The sequence below is a fragment of the Vreelandella mediterranea genome, from assembly GCF_970647075.1.
Window position 1 is genome coordinate 692,957 of sequence record NZ_OZ310198.1, and the last position, 19,305, is coordinate 712,261.

16 protein-coding genes are annotated in these 19,305 nt (G+C 63.1%); 8 read left to right on the forward strand and 8 right to left on the reverse strand.

The annotated features are described in order from the left end of the window. Together ACWFVE_RS03300 and exaC are read left to right on the forward strand one after the other, a co-directional pair. Window positions 1-429 carry a universal stress protein gene (locus ACWFVE_RS03300; RefSeq protein ID WP_447527863.1) on the forward strand — a complete coding sequence of 143 codons (429 nt, stop codon included), beginning with the start codon at window positions 1-3 and terminating at the stop codon, window positions 427-429. Window positions 430-562: 133 nt separating this feature from the next. Further along, window positions 563-2,083 carry an acetaldehyde dehydrogenase ExaC gene (gene exaC / locus ACWFVE_RS03305; RefSeq protein WP_447527864.1) on the forward strand — a complete coding sequence of 507 codons (1,521 nt, stop codon included), beginning with the start codon at window positions 563-565 and terminating at the stop codon, window positions 2,081-2,083. A gap of 55 nt (window positions 2,084-2,138) precedes the next feature. Here exaC and dauA read toward each other — a convergent pair whose 3' ends face one another. Then, window positions 2,139-3,899 (reverse strand): C4-dicarboxylic acid transporter DauA, encoded by a 1,761-nt coding sequence (dauA, locus tag ACWFVE_RS03310; protein WP_447527865.1) that lies wholly within the window; start codon window positions 3,897-3,899, stop codon window positions 2,139-2,141. A gap of 205 nt (window positions 3,900-4,104) precedes the next feature. Beyond that, window positions 4,105-4,491 (reverse strand): hypothetical protein, encoded by a 387-nt coding sequence (locus ACWFVE_RS03315; protein WP_447527866.1) that lies wholly within the window; start codon window positions 4,489-4,491, stop codon window positions 4,105-4,107. A gap of 151 nt (window positions 4,492-4,642) precedes the next feature. On the opposite strand from ACWFVE_RS03315, the gene ACWFVE_RS03320 reads away from it, so the two are divergent. The 5 genes from ACWFVE_RS03320 (at window position 4,643) to ACWFVE_RS03340 (ending at window position 9,737) form a co-directional block, all read left to right on the forward strand. Then, window positions 4,643-5,575 (forward strand): alpha/beta hydrolase fold domain-containing protein, encoded by a 933-nt coding sequence (locus tag ACWFVE_RS03320; protein WP_447527867.1) that lies wholly within the window; start codon window positions 4,643-4,645, stop codon window positions 5,573-5,575. A 116-nt stretch (window positions 5,576-5,691) separates the two neighbouring features. Beyond that, the gene (locus tag ACWFVE_RS03325; protein WP_447527868.1) at window positions 5,692-6,705 is read left to right on the forward strand and encodes a Bug family tripartite tricarboxylate transporter substrate binding protein; all 1,014 of its coding nucleotides are present in this window, start codon (window positions 5,692-5,694) and stop codon (window positions 6,703-6,705) included. 44 nt (window positions 6,706-6,749) lie between these two features. After that, window positions 6,750-7,202 (forward strand): tripartite tricarboxylate transporter TctB family protein, encoded by a 453-nt coding sequence (locus ACWFVE_RS03330; RefSeq protein ID WP_447527869.1) that lies wholly within the window; start codon window positions 6,750-6,752, stop codon window positions 7,200-7,202. Between the two features lie 9 nt (window positions 7,203-7,211). Continuing rightward, on the forward strand, window positions 7,212-8,717 hold the full coding sequence (locus ACWFVE_RS03335; protein ID WP_447527870.1) for a tripartite tricarboxylate transporter permease: 1,506 nt from the start codon (window positions 7,212-7,214) through the stop codon (window positions 8,715-8,717). A gap of 3 nt (window positions 8,718-8,720) precedes the next feature. Then, on the forward strand, window positions 8,721-9,737 hold the full coding sequence (locus ACWFVE_RS03340; RefSeq protein WP_447527871.1) for an AbrB family transcriptional regulator: 1,017 nt from the start codon (window positions 8,721-8,723) through the stop codon (window positions 9,735-9,737). Here ACWFVE_RS03340 and ACWFVE_RS03345 read toward each other — a convergent pair. From ACWFVE_RS03345 to ACWFVE_RS03370, 6 genes are all read right to left on the reverse strand, one after another. Then, a complete protein-coding gene (locus ACWFVE_RS03345) occupies window positions 9,721-11,166 on the reverse strand; it encodes a sensor histidine kinase N-terminal domain-containing protein (RefSeq protein WP_447527872.1) in 1,446 nt (481 codons plus the stop codon). The two genes, ACWFVE_RS03340 and ACWFVE_RS03345, sit on opposite strands and share 17 nt — an antisense overlap. A gap of 16 nt (window positions 11,167-11,182) precedes the next feature. Further along, window positions 11,183-11,848: a response regulator transcription factor gene (locus tag ACWFVE_RS03350; RefSeq protein ID WP_447527873.1), complete on the reverse strand. Its 666-nt coding sequence runs from the start codon at window positions 11,846-11,848 to the stop codon at window positions 11,183-11,185. 173 nt (window positions 11,849-12,021) lie between these two features. Continuing rightward, window positions 12,022-12,756, reverse strand: a complete 735-nt coding sequence (locus ACWFVE_RS03355; RefSeq protein WP_447527874.1) for a response regulator — start codon at window positions 12,754-12,756, stop codon at window positions 12,022-12,024. Between the two features lie 12 nt (window positions 12,757-12,768). Further along, the gene (locus ACWFVE_RS03360; protein WP_447527875.1) at window positions 12,769-14,190 is read right to left on the reverse strand and encodes an ATP-binding protein; all 1,422 of its coding nucleotides are present in this window, start codon (window positions 14,188-14,190) and stop codon (window positions 12,769-12,771) included. Next, complete coding sequence (locus ACWFVE_RS03365; protein WP_447527876.1) at window positions 14,187-17,288, reverse strand: efflux RND transporter permease subunit; 3,102 nt, start codon at window positions 17,286-17,288, stop codon at window positions 14,187-14,189. The genes ACWFVE_RS03360 and ACWFVE_RS03365 overlap by 4 nt, the downstream gene beginning before the upstream one ends. Continuing rightward, the gene (locus ACWFVE_RS03370) at window positions 17,285-18,490 is read right to left on the reverse strand and encodes an efflux RND transporter periplasmic adaptor subunit (RefSeq protein WP_447527877.1); all 1,206 of its coding nucleotides are present in this window, start codon (window positions 18,488-18,490) and stop codon (window positions 17,285-17,287) included. Before ACWFVE_RS03370 ends, ACWFVE_RS03365 begins: the two co-directional genes overlap by 4 nt. A gap of 203 nt (window positions 18,491-18,693) precedes the next feature. Between ACWFVE_RS03370 and ACWFVE_RS03375 the strand changes: the two genes are divergently transcribed. Beyond that, window positions 18,694-19,299 (forward strand): TetR family transcriptional regulator C-terminal domain-containing protein, encoded by a 606-nt coding sequence (locus ACWFVE_RS03375; RefSeq protein WP_447527878.1) that lies wholly within the window; start codon window positions 18,694-18,696, stop codon window positions 19,297-19,299. Window positions 19,300-19,305: the final 6 nt, after the last annotated feature.

Genomic DNA, 19,305 nt, shown 5'->3' on the forward strand with positions numbered 1-19,305 from the left:
ATGTATCAGAAAATTCTGCTTCCTGTGGATCTCAACGAGGCGGCGTCCTGGCAAAAGGCGTTGCCGGTAGCGGTAACGCTTTGCCATACCTTTGGGGCGTCGCTTCATTTGGTGAGCGTACTGCCGGAGTTCACGATGCCGATGGTCGGGGCCTACTTTCCGAAAAACTTTTCGAAAAAGGCCCACGAGGCGATGCACGAGGCGCAAAACGCGTTTATCCAGGAGCACGTGCCCGAGGATATCCAAACCCAAAGCGTGATCGTCGATGGCTCGCCCTGGGAGGCGATCATCAAGATCGGTAAGAAAATCGACGCCGACCTGATCGTCATGGCCTCGCACACCAAGCGTAAGTTCGCCGACTACGTGCTCGGCCCCAACGCCGAGCACGTGGTGCACCACGCGAAAGTCTCGGTGATGATCGTGCGCTGACCCGGCGCCTGGTCAAAAAAGACGGCTTCGGCCGTCTTTTTTTATGGGCTGCGACTTTTGGGTGATTTCGTTTGGGCGCTGGGTGACCAACACTGAAAGTGGTTCAATCATCTTAACGCTGAGGAGCTTAACCATGATCTACGCAAACCCAGGCGATAACGGCGCCCTCGTCACCTTTGAAAAACGCTACGGTAATTACATCGGCGGCGAGTTCGTCGCACCCGAGAAAGGGCAGTATTTCGACAACATCAGCCCGGTGAACGGCCAGGTGTTCTGCGAGATTCCCCGCTCCAGCGCCGAGGATATCGACAAGGCCCTGGACGCTGCCCACAAGGCCGCCCCCGCCTGGGGCAAGACCTCCGCCGCCGAGCGCAGCAACATCCTGCTCAAGATGGCGGATCGCATCGAGCAGAATCTTGAGATGCTGGCCGTGGCGGAAACCTGGGACAACGGCAAGGCGGTGCGCGAAACCCTGAATGCCGACCTGCCCCTGGCGGTGGATCACTTTCGCTACTTCGCCGGCTGTATTCGCGCCCAGGAAGGGAGTGCTGCAGATATCGACGCCAACACCGTGTCGTATCATTTCCACGAGCCGCTGGGCGTGGTGGGGCAAATCATCCCCTGGAACTTCCCCATTCTGATGGCGGTATGGAAGCTGGCGCCTGCGCTGGCTGCGGGCAACTGCGTGGTGCTCAAACCCGCCGAGCAGACCCCGGCCTCGATTCTCGAACTGATGAAGGTCATCGGTGATTTGCTGCCGCCCGGGGTGGTCAACATCGTCAACGGCTTCGGCGAAGAGGTCGGCGAGAGCCTGGCCACCAGCAAGCGTATCGCCAAGATCGCCTTTACTGGCTCAACGCCAGTGGGCTCGCATATCTTGAAGTGCGCCGCCGAGAACATCATTCCCTCCACGGTGGAGCTCGGCGGCAAGTCACCGAACATCTACTTCGCCGACATCATGAACGCCGAGCCCACCTTCGTGGATAAAGCGGTCGAGGGGCTGGTGCTGGCGTTCTTGAACCAGGGCGAAGTGTGCACCTGCCCGTCGCGGGCGCTGGTCCAGGAGAGCATGTTCGATGATTTCATGGCGAAAGTGCTCGAGCGCACCAAGGCCATCAAACGCGGCAACCCTTTGGATACCGACGTGCAGGTCGGCGCTCAGGCCTCCCAGGAGCAGTTCGACAAGATCATGTCCTACATGGACGTGGCCCGGGAAGAGGGCGCGGAGTTTCTGACCGGTGGCAACAAGGCGAGCATCGAGGGGGATTATGACAGCGGCTATTACATCGAGCCGACGATTCTCAAGGGCAACAACAAGATGCGCATCTTCCAGGAGGAGATCTTCGGCCCGGTCGTGTCGGTGACGACCTTCAAGGACGAAGAAGAAGCGCTGGCGATTGCCAACGACACCGAGTTTGGCTTGGGTGCCGGGGTATGGAGCCGCGATATCAACGTGGCGTTTCGGATGGGCCGCGGCATTCAGGCCGGCCGCGTGTGGACCAACTGCTACCACCAGTATCCGGCGCATGCGGCCTTCGGTGGCTATAAAAAATCCGGCGTGGGCCGCGAAACCCACAAGATGGCCCTCGAGCACTACCAGCAAACCAAGAATCTGCTGGTGAGCTACGACATCAACCCGATGGGTTTTTTCTAAGCCTGACACCAGGCCCGGCTTGGCCGGGCGAGTGAACGCGCTATAAACGCCGGGGCTACCCCGGCGTTTTTTTGTCTGCCGCTTGGCTAGCGGCAAGCCACCGCTCGGCCAAGCGGCTTGCCTGATCGAGGCTGGCCGTGACTGCGAGTTTTCCGGTTGCGCGGCGCATACCGGCACGCTTGAGTTTCAACACCATGCGCGGTGCCAGTCCTGCCATGATCACCCCGACCCCCTGCTCATCGAGCTCGCCTAGAAGTGTCTGCAGCGCGACCATGGCCGAGGCGTCCAGGCTCGGTACCGCGTGCATATCCAGCACCACGACCTGCACGTCGTGGTCGATCACGCGCAGCGTGGCCATGGCTTTCTCGGCGGCGCCGAAAAACAGCGGGCCGCTGATTTTGTAGCGTGCCACGCCCGACGGGAAGGTCCCGGCGGAGCCGGATGCTTCGACGCGCTGTGTCCGGGTCAACTGCGCCATGCGCCGGATGAACAGCGCCGCCGCCAGGCCCATACCGACGGCCACCGCGATGACCATATCAAACACCACGGTGAGCAGAAAACAGATCACCAGCACCGCCACGTCGCTGGCCGGGGCGCTTTTCAGCGTGTGCACGAAATGGCGCGCCTCGCTCATGTTCCAGGCGATGATGAATAAAAGCGCCGCCAGTGCTGCCATGGGCACATAGCCCATCGCCCCCGCCAGGGCGATCACCGCCAGCAGCACGACGAATGAGTGGACCAGCGCCGCGATGGGGGAGAAGCCGCCGCTTTTGATATTGGTCGCGGTACGGGCAAGCGCCGCGGTGGCGGTAATGCCGCCAAAAAAGGGCGCGACCACGTTGCCAAGCCCCTGGCCGATCAGCTCCACGTTGGGGTTGTGGCGGGTGCGGGTCAAACCATCGGCGACCACGGCGCACAAAAGCGACTCGATCGCCGCCAGCAGCGCGATGGCAAGCGCCGGGCCGAGCAGCGCCTGGATCAGTGCGAAGTTAACGTTAAGCGGCTCGCTATTGGCCCCGGGCAGCTGCCAGGGCAGCGCAAAGCCCGGCGCAAACGGTGGGATACCGCTGCCCGTCACGCCCTGGGATTCCCAGCTAAAGCGCGAGGCGATGGTCGCGACATCGCTACCCAAAAGCGACAGCAGTAGCGCCACCAACGTGCCCGCCGCCAGCCCCACCAGGGGCGCGGGGATCGGCGTTTTCAAACGCGGCCATGCAATCAAAACGCTCAAGGTCGCCACGCCCACGCAAAGATCGGCAAGCGAAAGTCCGGGCAGTGCCTGGGCGATAACGAGCAGGTTGTGCGGAGTGCTACTGCCCAATGTAATATCGGTTAGGCCCAGAAAATCCGGCACTTGCAGCAGCGCGATGACCACGCCGATCCCCGCGGTGAAGCCCAGAATGACCGGGTAGGGCACGTACTGAATCAGCGTGCCGAGTCTTGCTAGCCCCAGCGCCACCAAAATGGCCCCGGCCATGAGCGTGGCCAAAAGCAACCCGCCCAGGCCAAACTCCGCCGCAATGGGGAATAAAATCACCACGAAGGCCGCCGTGGGCCCAGAGATATTGAAGCGCGAACCGCCGGTCAGGGCGATGATCGCCCCCGCCACGATCGCCGTATAAAGGCCGTGCTGCGGCGCTACGCCGGTGGCGATTGCCAGCGCCATCGAAAGCGGTACGGCCACCACGCCCACGGTGATGCCCGCCAAAACGTCGCGCTTGAGTTTGCCAAGGGTGTAACCTTCGCGCCAGGCACTCAAAAGTGCACTGCCAGGCACGGGAAAGCCCCCTCCCGAGGGGCGGCGGGCGCGGGACATGAAGAACCTCGTAGCCGGTTGGAAACGTTAGCCTTTTAACTTACTCCGCGGTGCTTCGATGCACAACTGCGCCGCCGGTATTAGGCGCATACGAAGTGGGGTATGAGAAAAAAGCCAAGCCTACAACGGCGCCATGCCCGGCTGGGCCGGGCATGGCAAGAGGGTATGCTAAGAAGGGTAGAACGAGACGGTCGCGCAGAGAGACTTACTGCGTGGTGATAGGCTCGTCGCTTTCACTATCGTCTTCGCCGTGGTGGCGCTCGCCGCGGCTTTCTTCGTGCATTTCGCGCATGGCTTCTTTCAGGGCCTCTTCTTCGTCGCTGGTGAGAATCTCACTGACGCGCTCCTTGTGCTCGTCGCGAAGCGTCTTCATCGCCTCGTAAAACTCGGCGTTGGCTTCATTGAGCTCTGTCTGTTTCTCTTCGTTGATCTCGGCGCGCTGATATACTTCATCGCGCTGCTCCTGCATGTGTTCGCGCATCTGCTCGCGGTCCTTGCTATCGTGCGGCCCGGCCTGAGCGGTCAATGCCACCGGAATCAAAGCGGCGGCGAGCAGGGCAGGAGCGGCGATTTTACGAATGGATAGCGTCATGGCGTACCTCTTTTGTCGATGCAGTTGAATGTCTTGACCCCTGCAGTATCAAACGCCTCGGTGTAAAGTCGTTGCACGAAGTGTGCAAACAACGTGACCTTCGCTTCTCGATGCGAAGATATGAATGCGCGAAAGATAAAAGGAGTTATCGATGCAGGCATTTCGCGGGATCCGCCAAACTCTGGGCGCGGGCAGTCTGGCACTGTTGCTCGGCGGTTGCGGCGCCACCCATCTCGCCTCGAACGGCGAACCCGCCCAGGCCCTGGCCCAGGAAAAGCCCGACGTGCGCTCCACGGCGCTGGCCCCCCAGCGCTACACACCGCCCGAGTGGCCCGAGGCGCTCACGGCCAGGGTGCGCCTGCCGGATACCCCGGGGGAAGGCCTGCGCCCGGCGGCGCTGATCGTCCATGGTGGCGGCTGGCGTGGGCGAAACCCGAAGGATATGGATAAAATCGCCAAACAACTGGCAGGCCAAGGCTATGTAACGGTCAATGTCGCCTACCGCTTCGCCCCCGAGTATCGCTTCCCCGCTCAGCTTCATGATTTGCAGCAGGCAATGGCCTGGATTCATCAAAACGCCGAGCGCTTTCGCATCGATACCGACCGCATCGTGGGCGTGGGCTACTCCTCCGGAGCGCACCTGGTGAGTTTGCTGGCGCTGGCAAGCGAGCACGGCCCGTTGGCCGAGCCTTTTGGGGGCGCGCATACCCGGCTGCGCGCGGCGGCGGTAGGGGGCCTTCCAAGCGATCTTTTGAAATTCGACGACGGCGAACTGGTGATCAACCTGATCGGTGGCACCCGGGATGAAGAGCCCGAGGCGTACCAACTGGCCTCGCCCGCGCGCCAAATCACCTCGCAAGCCCCGCCGTTTTTCATCTTCCACGGTAACCGGGACCGCTTGGTACCAGTGGACCACGCCGAGGATTTCTACCAGGCGCTCGCGGATCAGGGCACGCGCTCCGAACTTTATGTGCAGCACGGCCGCGGGCATATCGGAAGCTTTCTGCTGCGCGGCGGCGCCATCAAAGCGGCCATCGCCTTTCTCGATAGAGGGGTGAATTCTGAGGCGGGCCAGGGCGATTAGACTTTAGTTGGCTTTTGAGGGCGTGCAAGGTTGGTGAAAGCTTCGTGGCATAGCGTAGGGGCACTGCAGGCGCAGACCTGCCCAAAATCTATAAATTTATAAAAAGTGAGAACGCTATGCCTAAAAACAGTGTCGCTTCGCTTGGTATGACCGTGAAATCGCTGCTGGTCGGCGCTACCGCCACCGCTGCCTCCCTTGCCATGGCGCTGCCCGCCGCGGCGGACAACTACCCCGAGCGCCCGATCAACATGATCGTAGGCTTTGGCACCGGCGGCAGCGCCGACCGCCTGGCCCGCGCCATGTCCGGCTATATTTCGGAGGAAATCGGCGTGCCGGTTCAGGTCAGCAACCGCCCGGGCGCCGGCACGCAGGTCGCCTCCAACTACGTGCTGAACATGCCCGACGATGGCTACACCGTGTACGCCTCGACCTTCGCCCCGTACCTGACCAACTCGATTTTGACCGGCGGCGCCAACTTCAGCGTGGATGACTTCAACTACATCAATTTCCAGTGGTTCGACTTGGATCTGATCGCCGCCAACGAAGACAGCGGCTATGACGACCTGCCCGAGCTGCTCGAAGCCATTCGCGACGAGGACACCCAGGTACGCGGCGCCGTGGTACAGGGCTCCGCCGGCCACCTGATGGTGCGCTTGCTGCTCGACCAGGCCGGTATCGACCAGGACAACCTGAATCTGGTGACCTACAACAGCGGCGGTGAAGCGCGTTCGGCGGTCGCTGGTGGTCAGGTCGATTTCGTCTCGATCAGTGCCCAAGGCAGCGAAGGCATTCGCGAGTTCCTGACGCCGCTTGCCATCGTCAGCGATGAGCGTATCGAGCAGTGGGACGTGGCGCCGATCAACGAAGCCCTCGCCCCGATGGACATCGAAGTACCGGTGCTCCAGGGCTCGATGCGCGGCTTCGCGGTCACCAGTGAAATGGAGCGCGAGCATCCGGAGCGCTTCGAGACGCTCTCATCCGCCATCCAGAGCGCGCTGGCCCGCAAAGAGGTGCAGGATCACCTCGAGCGTAACGACATGGGCGGCGTTTGGGTCGGCCCGGAGCGCGCCAACGAGCTGATGCGCGAAAACTACGAGGTCTTCGAGCAGTACGCCCACCTGCTTAACTGATCCGCTTGAAGGCCGGCCCGCCGGGGCCGGCCTGGAGAATCACCATGTCCGCAAACAAACGTGACTATGGGGACTTTTTGGTCCTCATGGCCTTGGCGTGCTTTACCCTCTGGTATCTGTGGGATGCCTATAGCGTCTCGGCCAGTGCCCAGAACCTGCTGCTGATCTTGCCGCTTTCGCTGGTCGTGCTGGCGGTCATTGCCCTGGAGCTTGGGCTTCGCATCAAGCACGGCACGCTTTTCCGCCCCAACGAGGAAGAGGAGCCGCTACACCAGACGTTGCCGGTGGTCGGGCTCTTCGCCGCCTACGTGATCTCGCTGGAAACGTTGGGATTCGATATCGCCACCGTGGCGTTCATCGCGCTTTTTCTGGTGCTCAAAGGCGAGCGCAATGTCTGGCTGGTCACGGGCTTTAGCGCCGTTTTCGGGCTGGGCTGTGCGTTTTTCTTCTCGCAGATGTTGCCCTATCCCATGACCCTACTGCTGCTGCCCAGCTAAGGAGCCGCCATGATCGATTTTGCCGCAGTAGAGCAGAGCCTGGCGCTGCTTTTTTCCAGTTTCAGCCCCTGGCTGGTGGTCATCCCCGGCATCATTTTGGGGCTGATTTTCGGCGCTACGCCCGGGCTTCAAATCTCCATGGCCATGGCGATCTTCTTGCCCATGACCATGTACATGGACTTCATCCAAGCCATGCTGTTTTTGACCGCCATCTTCACCGGCGGCTCGTTCGGCTCGGGTATTCCGGCCATTTTGATGAACATTCCCGGTACGTCGTCGGCGATCGCCACCGCTTTCGATGGCTACCCCATGGCGCGCAACGGCCAGCACAACGAAGCGCTCGGCGTAGCACTCGCCTCCTCGGTCATCGGCGTGCTGATGGGCTACGTGATCCTGTTCATCATGATCCAGCCGTTATCGGTGATGGTGTTGAAGCTCGGCCCCGCCGAGATGTTCGTCGTCATTTTGTGGGGCATGACGTTGATTGCAAGCCTCAAGGGCGAGCAGGTACTCAAGGGCTTGATGGCCGGCTTCGTGGGCCTTCTGGCGGGTACGATCGGTTTTAGCGAAGTGGGCCTAGCGCGCGGCACCATGGGGCAAACCTACCTGCTCGACGGTATCCCGGTCATCCCCGCCATGATGGGCATGTTCGCTGCCTCGGAGCTTTTCAAGCTGGCCAATAAAAACTTCATCGTCGAGTCCGAGGCGTCGCGCAAGGTCAGCATCGGCCAGATTCTCGGTGGCTGCCGGATGGCGTTGAGCCACCCCTGGGTGATGATTCGCGGCGGCTTGATCGGCGTGTTCGTCGGCGCGGTGCCAGGCGTGGGCTCGTCGGTGTCGAATCTGCTCTCTTATGTCGAGACCAAGCGCCGTGACAAGGACCCGGAGTCGTTTGGCAAGGGCAACCCCAAGGGCGTGGTGGCCTCGGAATCCGCCAACAGCACCTCGGAAGCCGGTTCGATGGCGACGCTCTTGGCGCTGGGTATTCCCGGCGGTGGCGCCACGGCGGTCATGCTGGCGGCGTTTGCCATGCACAACATCACCGGCGGCCCGCAGTTCATTCGCCAGCAAACCGATGTGGTCTACGCCATCATTTTTGCCAACTTCGCCCAGGTGTTTTTGCTGGTTATCGTGGGGCTTTTGTTCATTCCGCTGTTGGCCAACATCATCAAGGTGCCGATGCGCTATCTTATTCCTTCGGTGCTGGTGCTGGCGGTGATGGGCTCGTTCGGGCTGACCGGCAACATGACCGGCCCGGCCACGGTGCTGGTGTTCGCGGTGATCGGCTGGATTTTCCGCCACTACGGCTACTCGGTGCCCGCCGCGGTTATCGGGCTCTTGTTGGGCTCGCTTGCCGAGAAGTCGCTTCTGCATTCGTACCAGATCAGCGGCGGCGATTTTAGCTATCTGTTCACCCGCCCGGTGGCGCTGGGCATTCTGGCGCTGCTGCTGATTTCACTGATCGGCAAACCCTTGATGCAGCGCTTTCAAACGCGGCGCGCGCAAAAGGCGTAGCGGATGGTCTGGCGAACGCTTAAAACCCTGGGCCTGGGCGGTGTGGGTGGTGTGGTCGCCACCCTTTTTTCACTGCCGCTGGCCTGGATGCTGGGCGCGCTGTTTCTGGTGATGGGGGTCTCGCTTGCCGGGGTGAAAACCGGCGTCGACAAGCGCGTTCACCTGGTCGCCATCGGGCTGCTGGGGCTTTTTATCGGCAGCCGTATTCAGGCCTATGAGTTGGCCGGGCTGATTCACTGGTACCCAAGCGTTCTGGCCATGCTTGTGTATATGGCGATGATGCTGGCCGGCGGCTACTGGATCTTCACGCGCGCCGGGGTGGGGCGGGTAAGCGCGATGTTCTGCGCCTACCCGGGCAGCATGAATTCGGCGCTGGTGCTGGCCGAGGACGCCAAGGGCGATTTGCGCTGGATCGCCATTTCCCACTCGCTGCGCCTGGTCACCGTCGTCTCCGGGGCGGCGCTAATGGCAAGCCTTTTGGTGGGCGAGGCAACGCTTTCAAGCGATTCCCACGCCCCGAATCTGATGGACGCCGCCGCACTGATGCTGGCGCCGCTTTTTTGGTGGCTGGCACGAAAGCTCAACGTGCCGATACCGGAATTTCTGGGGCCCATGGCCGCCGGGGCGGTGCTGGCCAACGCCGGTCTCGACTACTCGGTGCCGGTCTGGCTGGTGTTCGGCGCTTTCTTGATACTCGGCTCCTCAGTGGGGTCGCGCTTTTCCAACACGCCGTTTTCTCAGGTGCTCAAGGTCGGGCGCTTCGGCATCGCCTACGCACTGTTCGCTTTGGGCGCGGCGGCGGCCATGGCCTGGTTGGTGGCATCCATCACCGCGCTTTCCTTCCTGGCGGTGCTGCTCGCGCTGATTCCCGGCGGGGTGGGGGAGATGGCGGTCATCGCCACGGTCATGGGCATCGACCCGGTCTACGTGGTTTCCCACCACGTGCTACGGCTACTGATCCTGATCTTCATGACGCCAGCAATGGTGCGCTTGGCAAGCGCGGTCAACCAGCCGGAATAGCCGGAAACGCGACCCGCACGACCAACCCACGCCCTGCCTGGGTGTTCGGCGCTTGCTCGCCGTCGGCTCGGTTGCCAAGCGTCAGCGTGGCCGAGTGGGCGGTCGCCACCTGCTCGACGATCGCAAGCCCCAACCCGCTACCCGGGGTTTGCCGGTCATGGCGGTAGAACCGCTCGGTCAGTTGGCCAAGGCTTGTCGGGTCGACACCGGTGCCGTGGTCGCTGACGGTGAGTACGGCGCTGCCCGGCTTTTCTTCGAGCACGATGTCGATACTGCCCCGGTAGGGCCGGCCGCCACCGGCGTGAACGCTGGCGTTCTCGATCAGGTTGGTGACCATCCAAAGCAGCATGATCGGGTCGCCCAGCACCTCGAGCGGCGTACCGGTCTGCTCGAAAGAGAGCTCTTGGCCCTTTTGGTAGATGCTGGTGGCCGTTTGGGCGCAGGCCTGCCGGCAGATAGCGACCAGGTCGACTTCTTCCAGGTGGGTCGCGTCGAAAAGCTCGTGGCGGGTCTTGGCGTATTTGAGAAGCTGCTGCACGGTGTGGCTTGCGTGCTCGGCGATGCGCTGCATTTCGATCAGGTTGGCGCGGGTGTCGGGCTCCTGGGTGGTTTTGAGCGAAATCTCGGTGAGCGCGCGCAGCTCGGAAATCGGCGTTCGCAGTTGATGGGAGACGTCGGCATTGAGCTGCTGGGTGCTCTCGATGCTGCGGCGGATACGCTGCATCAATTGATTGAGGCTATGGATCAGCGGGTGAATCTCTTTGGGGGCGTCGTCCTCGATAGGGTGCAGGTCGTTGGGCGAGCGATGGCGCAACGCTTGGCTGACCGCGTTGAGCGGCGCAAGCCCCCGGTAGATGGCGAAAAGCGCCAGCGTCATGGCCAAAATCCCCGTTACGGCCATCAGGCTGCTCAAGGTCAGCATGAAGTCGTTGGCCAGGGTGTAGCGCGCCTCTTTCGACTCGGCGACGATCACCTCGATGTCGGTATGGGTGCGGCTGCGGTTGAAAGGGAAGGTGAGCGCCACGGCGCGCAGCTCGTTGCCGGCGTAGGTGACATCGTAAAAAAGCGGCTCGTCGAGCGGCCCGGGTGGGTCGCCAAGGCCCGGGAAGCCGGCAATGATACCCCCGTCGATGTTGCGAATGCGGTAGAAGATTTTGCCTTCGCCGCGACTACCCAGAGTGCTCACGCTGAAGTAATGCATGTTGATCTGAAGCTCACCGTCCACGGTGTAAATGCGCCGCTCCAGACGGTTGGCCGCGTTGAGCAGCATGGCATCGAAGGTCTCGTTGATCTGGCGGGTAAGCAGCACGTGGCTCGAGGCCAGCATCACCAGTGCCAGGCCAATGAAGGGCAGGCCGATCCAGAGCAGCAGGCGCCCGCGAATCGAGGTGGGCATGCGCTTTTTCAGTCGGGCTGCGACGTTCAACATCCGGTGACGCTCAAGATCAAGACGGGGGTGCCAGGTAGTAGCCCAGCCCGCGCACCGTTTTCAGGCCGAACTCCTGGCCAATCTTTTTACGAATACGCGAGATATAGGTTTCCACGGCGGCGGCGCTGACCGGTTCGTCCAGGCTCGAGAGCCGGTCGATGATCTGGTCCTTACTCACCAGGCGGTTCTGGTTGATCATCAGGTATTCGACCACCTCGAGTTCGCGACGGTGCAGGGTGATGGGCGCGCCATTGACGCGAAGCTCCCAAGCGTCGGGCAGAAACTCAAGCGGGCCGCAGGTGAGCGACTCGCCGCCGAAATGCTTGGCACGGCGCACCAGCGCCCGGGCCCGGGCGGTCACTTCATCCAGCGAAAAGGGCTTGCACAGGTAGTCGTCGGCGCCCTCTTCAAGGCCCGAAATACGCTGGTCGAGCGTATCCCGAGCGGAGATGATCAGCACGGGCACTCTGTCGTGCTGGTGACGCAGGCGCCTCAATAGGGTGATACCGTCGAGCTCGGGCAGGCCCAGGTCCAGCAGCAGTAGGTCGAAGCCGCCCTGGGCCAGCATGTGCTGGGCCTGGGCGCCATCGCTTGCCAGGCTGATCTTGAAGCCCGCCTCGGTCAGCGTCGTGGCGATCGAGCGCGCCAGGTTGTCGTTGTCTTCTACAATGAGCGCTTTCATCAAAGCCTCTGCCGATGTCCTTGATAAACGCCTAGGGTCTCTCTGAAAAGTCGACGAGCGAAGACAAGACAAGGCAAAAATTGGCGAAAAAACGGAGTTTACATGTGTAAATGAGTATTTTGAGCCAATTTTTAACGCCGTATTGTCGAGCGCAGGCACTTTTCAGACAGAGCCTAACCTTCGGGCTGATACTTGTAGCCCACCCCGTACACCGAGCGGATGATCTCTTGCTCGGGCAGGGCTTCGGTGATTTTCCTGCGCAGCTTCTTGATGTGGCTGTCCACGGTGCGCTCGGACACGATGCGGTTGTCGCGATACATATGATCCATCAGCTGTTCGCGGCTGAAGATGCGCCCGGGGGCGTGCATCATGACGCGAAGAAGCTGAAATTCCACCGCGGTGAGCCCTAAATCCTGGCCCTTGGCCAGCGCCACCCAGCCATCGTCGTCCAAAGTGACCGGTGACGGCGGCGCCGCTTGCGGGGCGGGCTCGGCGGCGGCGGTGCTGCGCCGCAGCACCGCCTTGACGCGCGCCACCACTTCCCGCGGGCTGAAGGGTTTGCAGATGTAGTCGTCCGCGCCCATTTCGAGCCCGACCAGGCGGTCCACCTCTTCGACCTTGGCCGTCACCATGATGATCGGCAGCGCCGGCCACTGCTGGCGGATCTCGCGGCAAAGCGTCATGCCGTCCTTGCCCGGCAGCATCAAATCCAGCAGCACCAGCGCCGGGGTGTTGGCCTCGAGCCAAGGGAGTACCTCGTCGCCGTGCTCGATCAGTGTAGGCGCGAAATGGTGACTTGCCAGGTAGTCGGCCATCAGCCGGGCAATTTTTGGCTCGTCCTCGACGATGAGAAGCGTCGGGTTGGCGGGCGGCCGTGCGTCGGCATGATGTGAATCAGTCGGTGACATAGGAAAGCTCGTCTAGCGTGAAGACAAAAGTGGAAAGCGCAGTGTCCATTGAAGCCCACCCAAGGGCGCGGCGTCGGCGGTGAGCGTGGCGTTGTGGGCGCCGGCCAACGCCTTGGCAATCGAAAGCCCCAGGCCGCTGCCGCCGCTTGCCCGGCTGCGCGAGCCCTCCACCCGGTAGAGCCGCTCGGTCAGCCGGGCAAGCTCGCTTTCGGGGACGCCCGGGGCGCTATCTTCCCATATCAAAACGGCGTGTTGGCCATCTTTATAAAGGCGCACGTGCAGTTCTCCGGGGGGCGCGGTGTAGGCGCAGCTGTTGTCCAGCAGGTTACTCCAAAGCTGGCGCAGGCGCTGGGTATCGCCCAGTACCGTAAGGTTCGGGTCGATACGGGAGGTCAGCGTCAGGCCGCTGTCGCTTAGCCAGCGGTCGGCGTCCAAAAGGCGCCGTTCCAAACACTCGCTCAAGTCCATGGGGGCGAGCCGGATGTCCAGCGCCCCGGCATCGCTTTGCGAAAGCAAACGCAAATCCGCCACCAGCCGCTCCAACTGGCTGACCTCCTGGGCAAGCGAGCCCAGGTTCTCCTGATTGAGCGCTCGCACGCCGTCCTGCATCGCTTCGATCTCGCCGCGCAGCACGGCAAGCGGCGTACGCAGCTCATGAGCGGTGTCCGAGACCCAGCGCGCCCGGGCGTTGCGGCTAGCTTCCAGGGTTTCGGCCAGCACGTTGAAATCCTGGGCCAGCCGCGAGAGTTCGTCGCGGCCCCGGGCGCGCAGGCGCATCTCGTAGTTGCCTTCGGTAAGACGACGCGTGGCGCCGGCCAGCGCCCGGGTGCGCCCACCCAGCCACCAGGAGAGTCCGCCCGCCAGCAGCAACGAGGCCACGACCAGCGAGATCACGATGATGAACAGGTTACGCTTTTGGCGCTCCAGAAAGCGGCTCTCCATACGCTCCATCATCTGCTGGGGCGAGCGAAAGCCCAGGCTGCCAATCGCCTGGGTGCCGGGCCCCGAGGCGCTTTCGCTGTAAAGCGTGAGCCAGCGCCAGTCGCTTTCGGCGCCGCTGGGGAGGGGGCGAACCACGTCGTCGCCCTGGGCGTCGCGCAGCGCGAAATCCTGCGCCTCGCCCAAAGGCGATGGGCGCTCGTTGTTCTCCTGGCCAAGCTCGAAGCGCACGACCCGGGGCCAGCGCTGCGGGTCGCGTTCGAGCCACGCCCAGCTGCCCTGGGCGTTCCAGCGGCTGACCAGGCCGTCGGCCAGTAGCGCCGCGCGGCGCTGCTGGGCCTGGTTCAGGTACTCGATAAAGCCCCGGTCGATACTGTAAGAGACGGCCAGAAAAATACTCGCGGCAATCGCCACGTTCACACTCAGGATGACCGCGAAAAGGCGCAGCCCAAGCGTGGAAGGCCGCCAGCGAGAAAGCGCACCGAGCCGGCTCATGAGGAGGCTCCTTCAGGTTGGGGGGCGACCGGGGCGCTTAGCCGCTCGCGCAGGTTCTCGAGGCCAAGGTACAGGCAGGGCACCAGAATCAGCAGGATGACGGTGGCGAAGATCATGCCAAAGCCCAGCGAGATCGCCATGGGGATCATGAAGCGCGCCTGGCGCGAGGTTTCCAGAATCATCGGCGCCAGCCCCAAAAAGGTGGTCAGCGTGGTCATCATGATCGGGCGCAGGCGCCGGGTAGCGGCGGCCACGATCGCTTCCCGAGCGGCCATGCCTTCCCGGCGCTTGCGGTTGGCGTAGTCGATCAGCACCAGGGCGTCGTTGATGACCACCCCGGAGAGCGCCAGCATCCCCAGCAAGCTGATGATCGAAAGGCCAAAGCCCATCACCATATGGCCGGCCACCGCCCCCACCAAACCAAACGGGATGGCGGCCAGTACTAAAAGCGGCTGCAGGTAGCTTCTAAACGGGATCGCCAGCAAGGCGTAAAGGGCGGCCAGCATCATCCACATCGCGGTGCGCAGCGTGGCGAGGTTGTCGGCGGTATCCTGCTGGCGCCCGCCCAGGGCCACTTCCAGCCCCGGCCAGGTGTTGGTCAACGTGGGGAAAACCTCCTCCTCGAGGGTGGCCAGCACCTGGTTGATCACCTGGCCGTCGTCGGAGTCGGCGGTGACGGTAATGATGCGCCGGCCGTCGATACGTTGAAGGCTGCTGGAGGCCTGGCTCAAGGTGATATCCGCCGCCCGCGAAAGCGGGATGCTCATGCCTTCGGAGGTGCGCACGGGCAGCCGGTAGAGCTCGTTCAAGCTCGCCCGGTCCTGCTCGGGCAGGCGCACCTCGACACTGACTTCCTGACGGCCGATGAACTGCTCGACGGCGGTGGCGCCTTGAAGCGGGCCGCGTAGGGCCTGGGCCAGGTCGCTACCGGTGAGCCCCAGCGCCCGGCCTTCGGCGGAAAGGCGCATTTCGAGCTGGGGTTTGCCGTCGCCCAGGCCGCTGTCGATGTCGGTGAGCCCGTATTCGCCGAGCTGCTCGGCCAGGCGCGTGGCGGCGGCTTCCAATACCTGGGTGTTGGGGTGGGAAAGGCGCAGGCTAAGTGCGGCGCCGCTGCCCGGGCCGCCCACGTCCGAGGCGAAGCGCACCGACTGCGCGCCGACCAAATCGCCGGTTAGCTCCCGCCAGTCGGTGGCGATGCGCGACGGCGGCCAGGCGTCCAGGCTTTCCCGGGCGATATCCAGGGTGACTTCCAGGGACTCGCCATCGAGGCGGCTACGAGTGCTCTCGAAAGCGAGGGTCGGCTCGCGCTCGCTCAGGGTTTCGGCGGCGTCGATCAACTGCTGGCCCAGTTCGCGGCTCACGCTTATGTTGCTGCCGATGGGCAGCGTGACCGTCGCCCGTACCTGGTCGGATTCCACCCGCGGCATCAGCGAGAACCCGAGGCGCCCGCTCATGGCCCAGGCCAGCACCACCAGCAACAGCGCCACGCCCAGCGCCACGCTTAGCAGGCGCTGGTTGAGCGCGCGCTGCAAAAACGGCTCGAAACCCTGGTAGGTAAAGCGATGCAGCCCGCCCTGCAGGCGATGGCGAAGGCCCTCCAGCGGGCGCTGCCAGGCCGGGGTTTGGCGGGGCTTATGGCTGTGGGCCAGGTGTGCCGGCAAAATGAACAGCGCCTCGACCCAGGAGATCAAAAAGACCGTCACGACCACCACCGGCACGGTGGCGAAGATCATTCCCAAAAAGCCGGGCAGAAACAGCAGCGGCATGAACGCCACGATGTTGGAAAGAATCGCGAAGGTGAGCGGTACGGCGATTTCGCCGGCGCCCTTGACCGCGGCGTCGCGCAGCGAATAGCCCTCTTCGCGGTAGCTGTAAATGTTCTCGCCCACCATGATGGCGTCATCGACCACGATGCCCAGCGCAATGATGAACGCAAACATCGACATCATGTTCAGCGACACGCCCACCCAGGGCAGAAACAGCATGGCGCCCAAAAAGGCCGTGGGAATGCCAAGCGTGACCCAAAAGGCGAGCCGTGCTTCCAAAAACAGCGCCATCAGCACCATCACCAGCGCCAGACCCATCCAGGCGTTTTTGAGCAAAAGCCCTAAGCGGTCTTCGTACACCTCGGAGCTATCCCGGGCGACATCCAGGTGAATATCAGCGGGCAGGTTGGCGCGCAGCTGCTCGAGCTCGCTATTCACCGCGTTGGAGATACTGGTGGGCGTTTGATCGCCGACCTGGTAGACATCCACCGAGAGCCCGCGCTGGCCGTTATAGAACTCCTCACGGTCGGCCTCGGCGAAACCTTCACGAACCTCGGCGATTTGGCCCAGCAGCACCGGCGCGCCCTGGGCGGTGGTCAGAACCGGCAGGTTCGCGAACTCGGCGGCGCTGTTGCGCCGGCCCTGGTAGCGAATCAGCCACTCGCCCTCGGCGGTGGTGAGCTGGCCGCTGGCCAAATCCAGCGCCTCCTCATTGATGCGCGCGGCGAGCTGCTGGTGGTCGAGGCCAAACCGCTCGATCGCCTCTTCATCCAGCAGTACCTGAATTTCGCGCTCCCGGTTACCGGAAAGCTCCGCCCGGGAGATACCGCTCGAGGCTTGAAGCTCGGCGCGTACGTTCTCGGCGGCGTCGTGCAGGGCGGCCAGGCTGGCCGAGCCGTAGACCTGCAGACTCACCACGCTGCGCGAGTAGCCGGCCAGGGTGAAACGGGGCGGGTCCGCGGCGCCCGGGAAGGTGGTGATCGCGTTGACGCCCTGCTGGATTTCCTGGTAAACGCGCATGGTGTCCACGCCGTCGATCAACGTGGCGCGCACCACGCCGCTACCTTCGCTGGCGGTGGCGGTCAGCTCGTCGATGCCCTCCACGTTGGACACCGCCGCCTCCACGGGCAACAGCAAGCTCTGCTCGATATCCTCGGGCGTCGCCCCTGGGTAGCTGATGGTGACCTGCACGGTTTCGCTCTCGAAGTCGGGGAACACCTCTTTTTTGATCGCAAGCGAGGCCATCAACCCCCCGACGATGAACAGCACCATCATCAGGTTGGGGGCGACGCCGTGATCGACCATCCACGCGAGCGGGCCTTTGCGCATCATGAGCCTTCCTCTGACTGCTGGGCGGGGGTGTTCGCCGGCGCGCGCGGGCGAACCTGCTGGCCGACCCGGGGCTGTGCCAGCCCGCCGGTCACCACGCGCTGACCGGGGGAGAGCCCGGCGCTGATAAGCGCTTGCTCTTCGCCGCGGTAGGCGAGTGTCACCGTGGTGTTTTGCAGGCGGTCCTCGTCATCGAGCCACCACACCACATCCCCCGGGCGAAGCGCCGCCGAGGGCAGGGCAATCAGCGGCTGGCGGGCGGTGGTGTGATAGCGCAGGCGCATGACGTCGTTCAGGCGCAGGGCGGGGCCGGAGGTGTCCAGGGCCAAGGGGTCATCGATTGAGACCAAAAGCTGCGCCTGTAGGCCGTTCTCTTCCAAACCCGGCAGAATCGAGGTGAGCCGGCCTTCGCGGCTTTCTCCTGGCGGCCAGCTCTGGCTGGTCAGGGTGACCCGGTCGCCGGGGGAGAGCCAGGTCAGGGTCTCGCCGGGGAGCGAGGCGCGCACCCAAAACTCCTCCACGCCCACCAGGCTCAGCACTTCGGTGCCCTGGCTTAAAAGTGTACCGGCGCCTACCGTGCGCTCGGTCACCATGGCGCGCCAGGGGGCGCTTAGCGTGGCGCGCTCCAGGTTCAGCGCCGCCTGGTTACGCACCACCCGGGCCTGGCTGAGCGCCGCTTCGGCCTGGCGCAGTTGGGGCTCGCGCAGTACCAGCGCGCGGCGCTCGGCACTTAGTTCGCGCCCGAAACGGGCGTAATCGGCGCGGGCGCGCTCCTGCTCGGCCTCCTCTAGCGCCAGGCCGGCCTGGGCGGTGGCGACCTGAGCGTCGGCGTCTTCAAGGGTTAGCTCCAAATCCGCGCGGTCGATATACACAAGCGGAGCCCCCGCTTCCACCACCTGGCCTGGCACCACGCCGGGGGCGAAACGATCGAGCTGGCCGGCTACGCGGCTGGCAAGCTGGGTCGATTTTTCCGCCTCTACCCGGCCGAACCCGGTGAGCTCCGGGGCCTGGGTTTGCTCGTCGACGATGGTGGTATCGACCACGGGCACGGGCGCCGGGGGTGGCGCGCGTCGCTCGATACGCGGGGGTTGGGTCATAATCCACCAGGCCAGGGCCAAGCCACCGACCAACACGAACAGAGCCAAAACAGCGCCAAGGCGCACCCGGCCAGACTGGCTGGCAGCCGTCGAATCAAAAAGAGTCATTGCCGCGCGTCATCCGTAATAAAGACTAAAATGCTTGAAGAGAAGCTTGATATGCTAGCATCTACGCTAGTTAAGCAGGGACTGGGCAAGTAATATGCAAAGAACGTGCAAGCTGGCGCCCAGCCCCACGGCATGCCATTTTTAATAAATATACCGGCTTCAAGATCGGTAGCGGTATCCGAACGACAGGCTCAAACAACGCTATGAAAAACACCGCAACCCGCGACAAACTGATTAATACCGGCGCCGAGCTGATCTCTCAGCACGGCTATACGGCCACCGGGATTAACGCCGTTCTGAGCACCTGCGGGGTGCCCAAGGGGTCGTTTTATCACTACTTCTCGAGCAAGGAAGATTTCGGCCTGGCAGTGATCGAGCGCTTTGGCGAAGAGTACGACGAAGACCTTGCTGCCCTGCTGGAAAACGACTCCCTCGACCCTTGTGAGCGGCTGCGCCTCTATTTTGCCCAGGGGCGCGCCTACATGAGCGACTGCAACCATAAAACCGGCTGTTTGATCGGTAACCTGGGCCAGGAGCTCTCCGGCCAAAGCGACACCTTCCGCGACGCGCTCAACAACGTGTTCAAGCGCTGGGAGCAGCGTTTTGCGGTGTGTATCGAAGCCGCCCAGACCAAAGGCCAAATCGCGTCTCAGGCGCCGGCCGAAGCCCTGGCCAGTTTCATTCTCTCTGGCTGGGAAGGCGCCATTCTGCGCTCCAAAACGCTCAAGTCGACGGCGCCGATGGAGCAGTTCGAAGCCATTTTGTTCGAGGGCGTGCTGGTCGATGCGCCGGTTGCGCAACCGGCCTGATAGCGT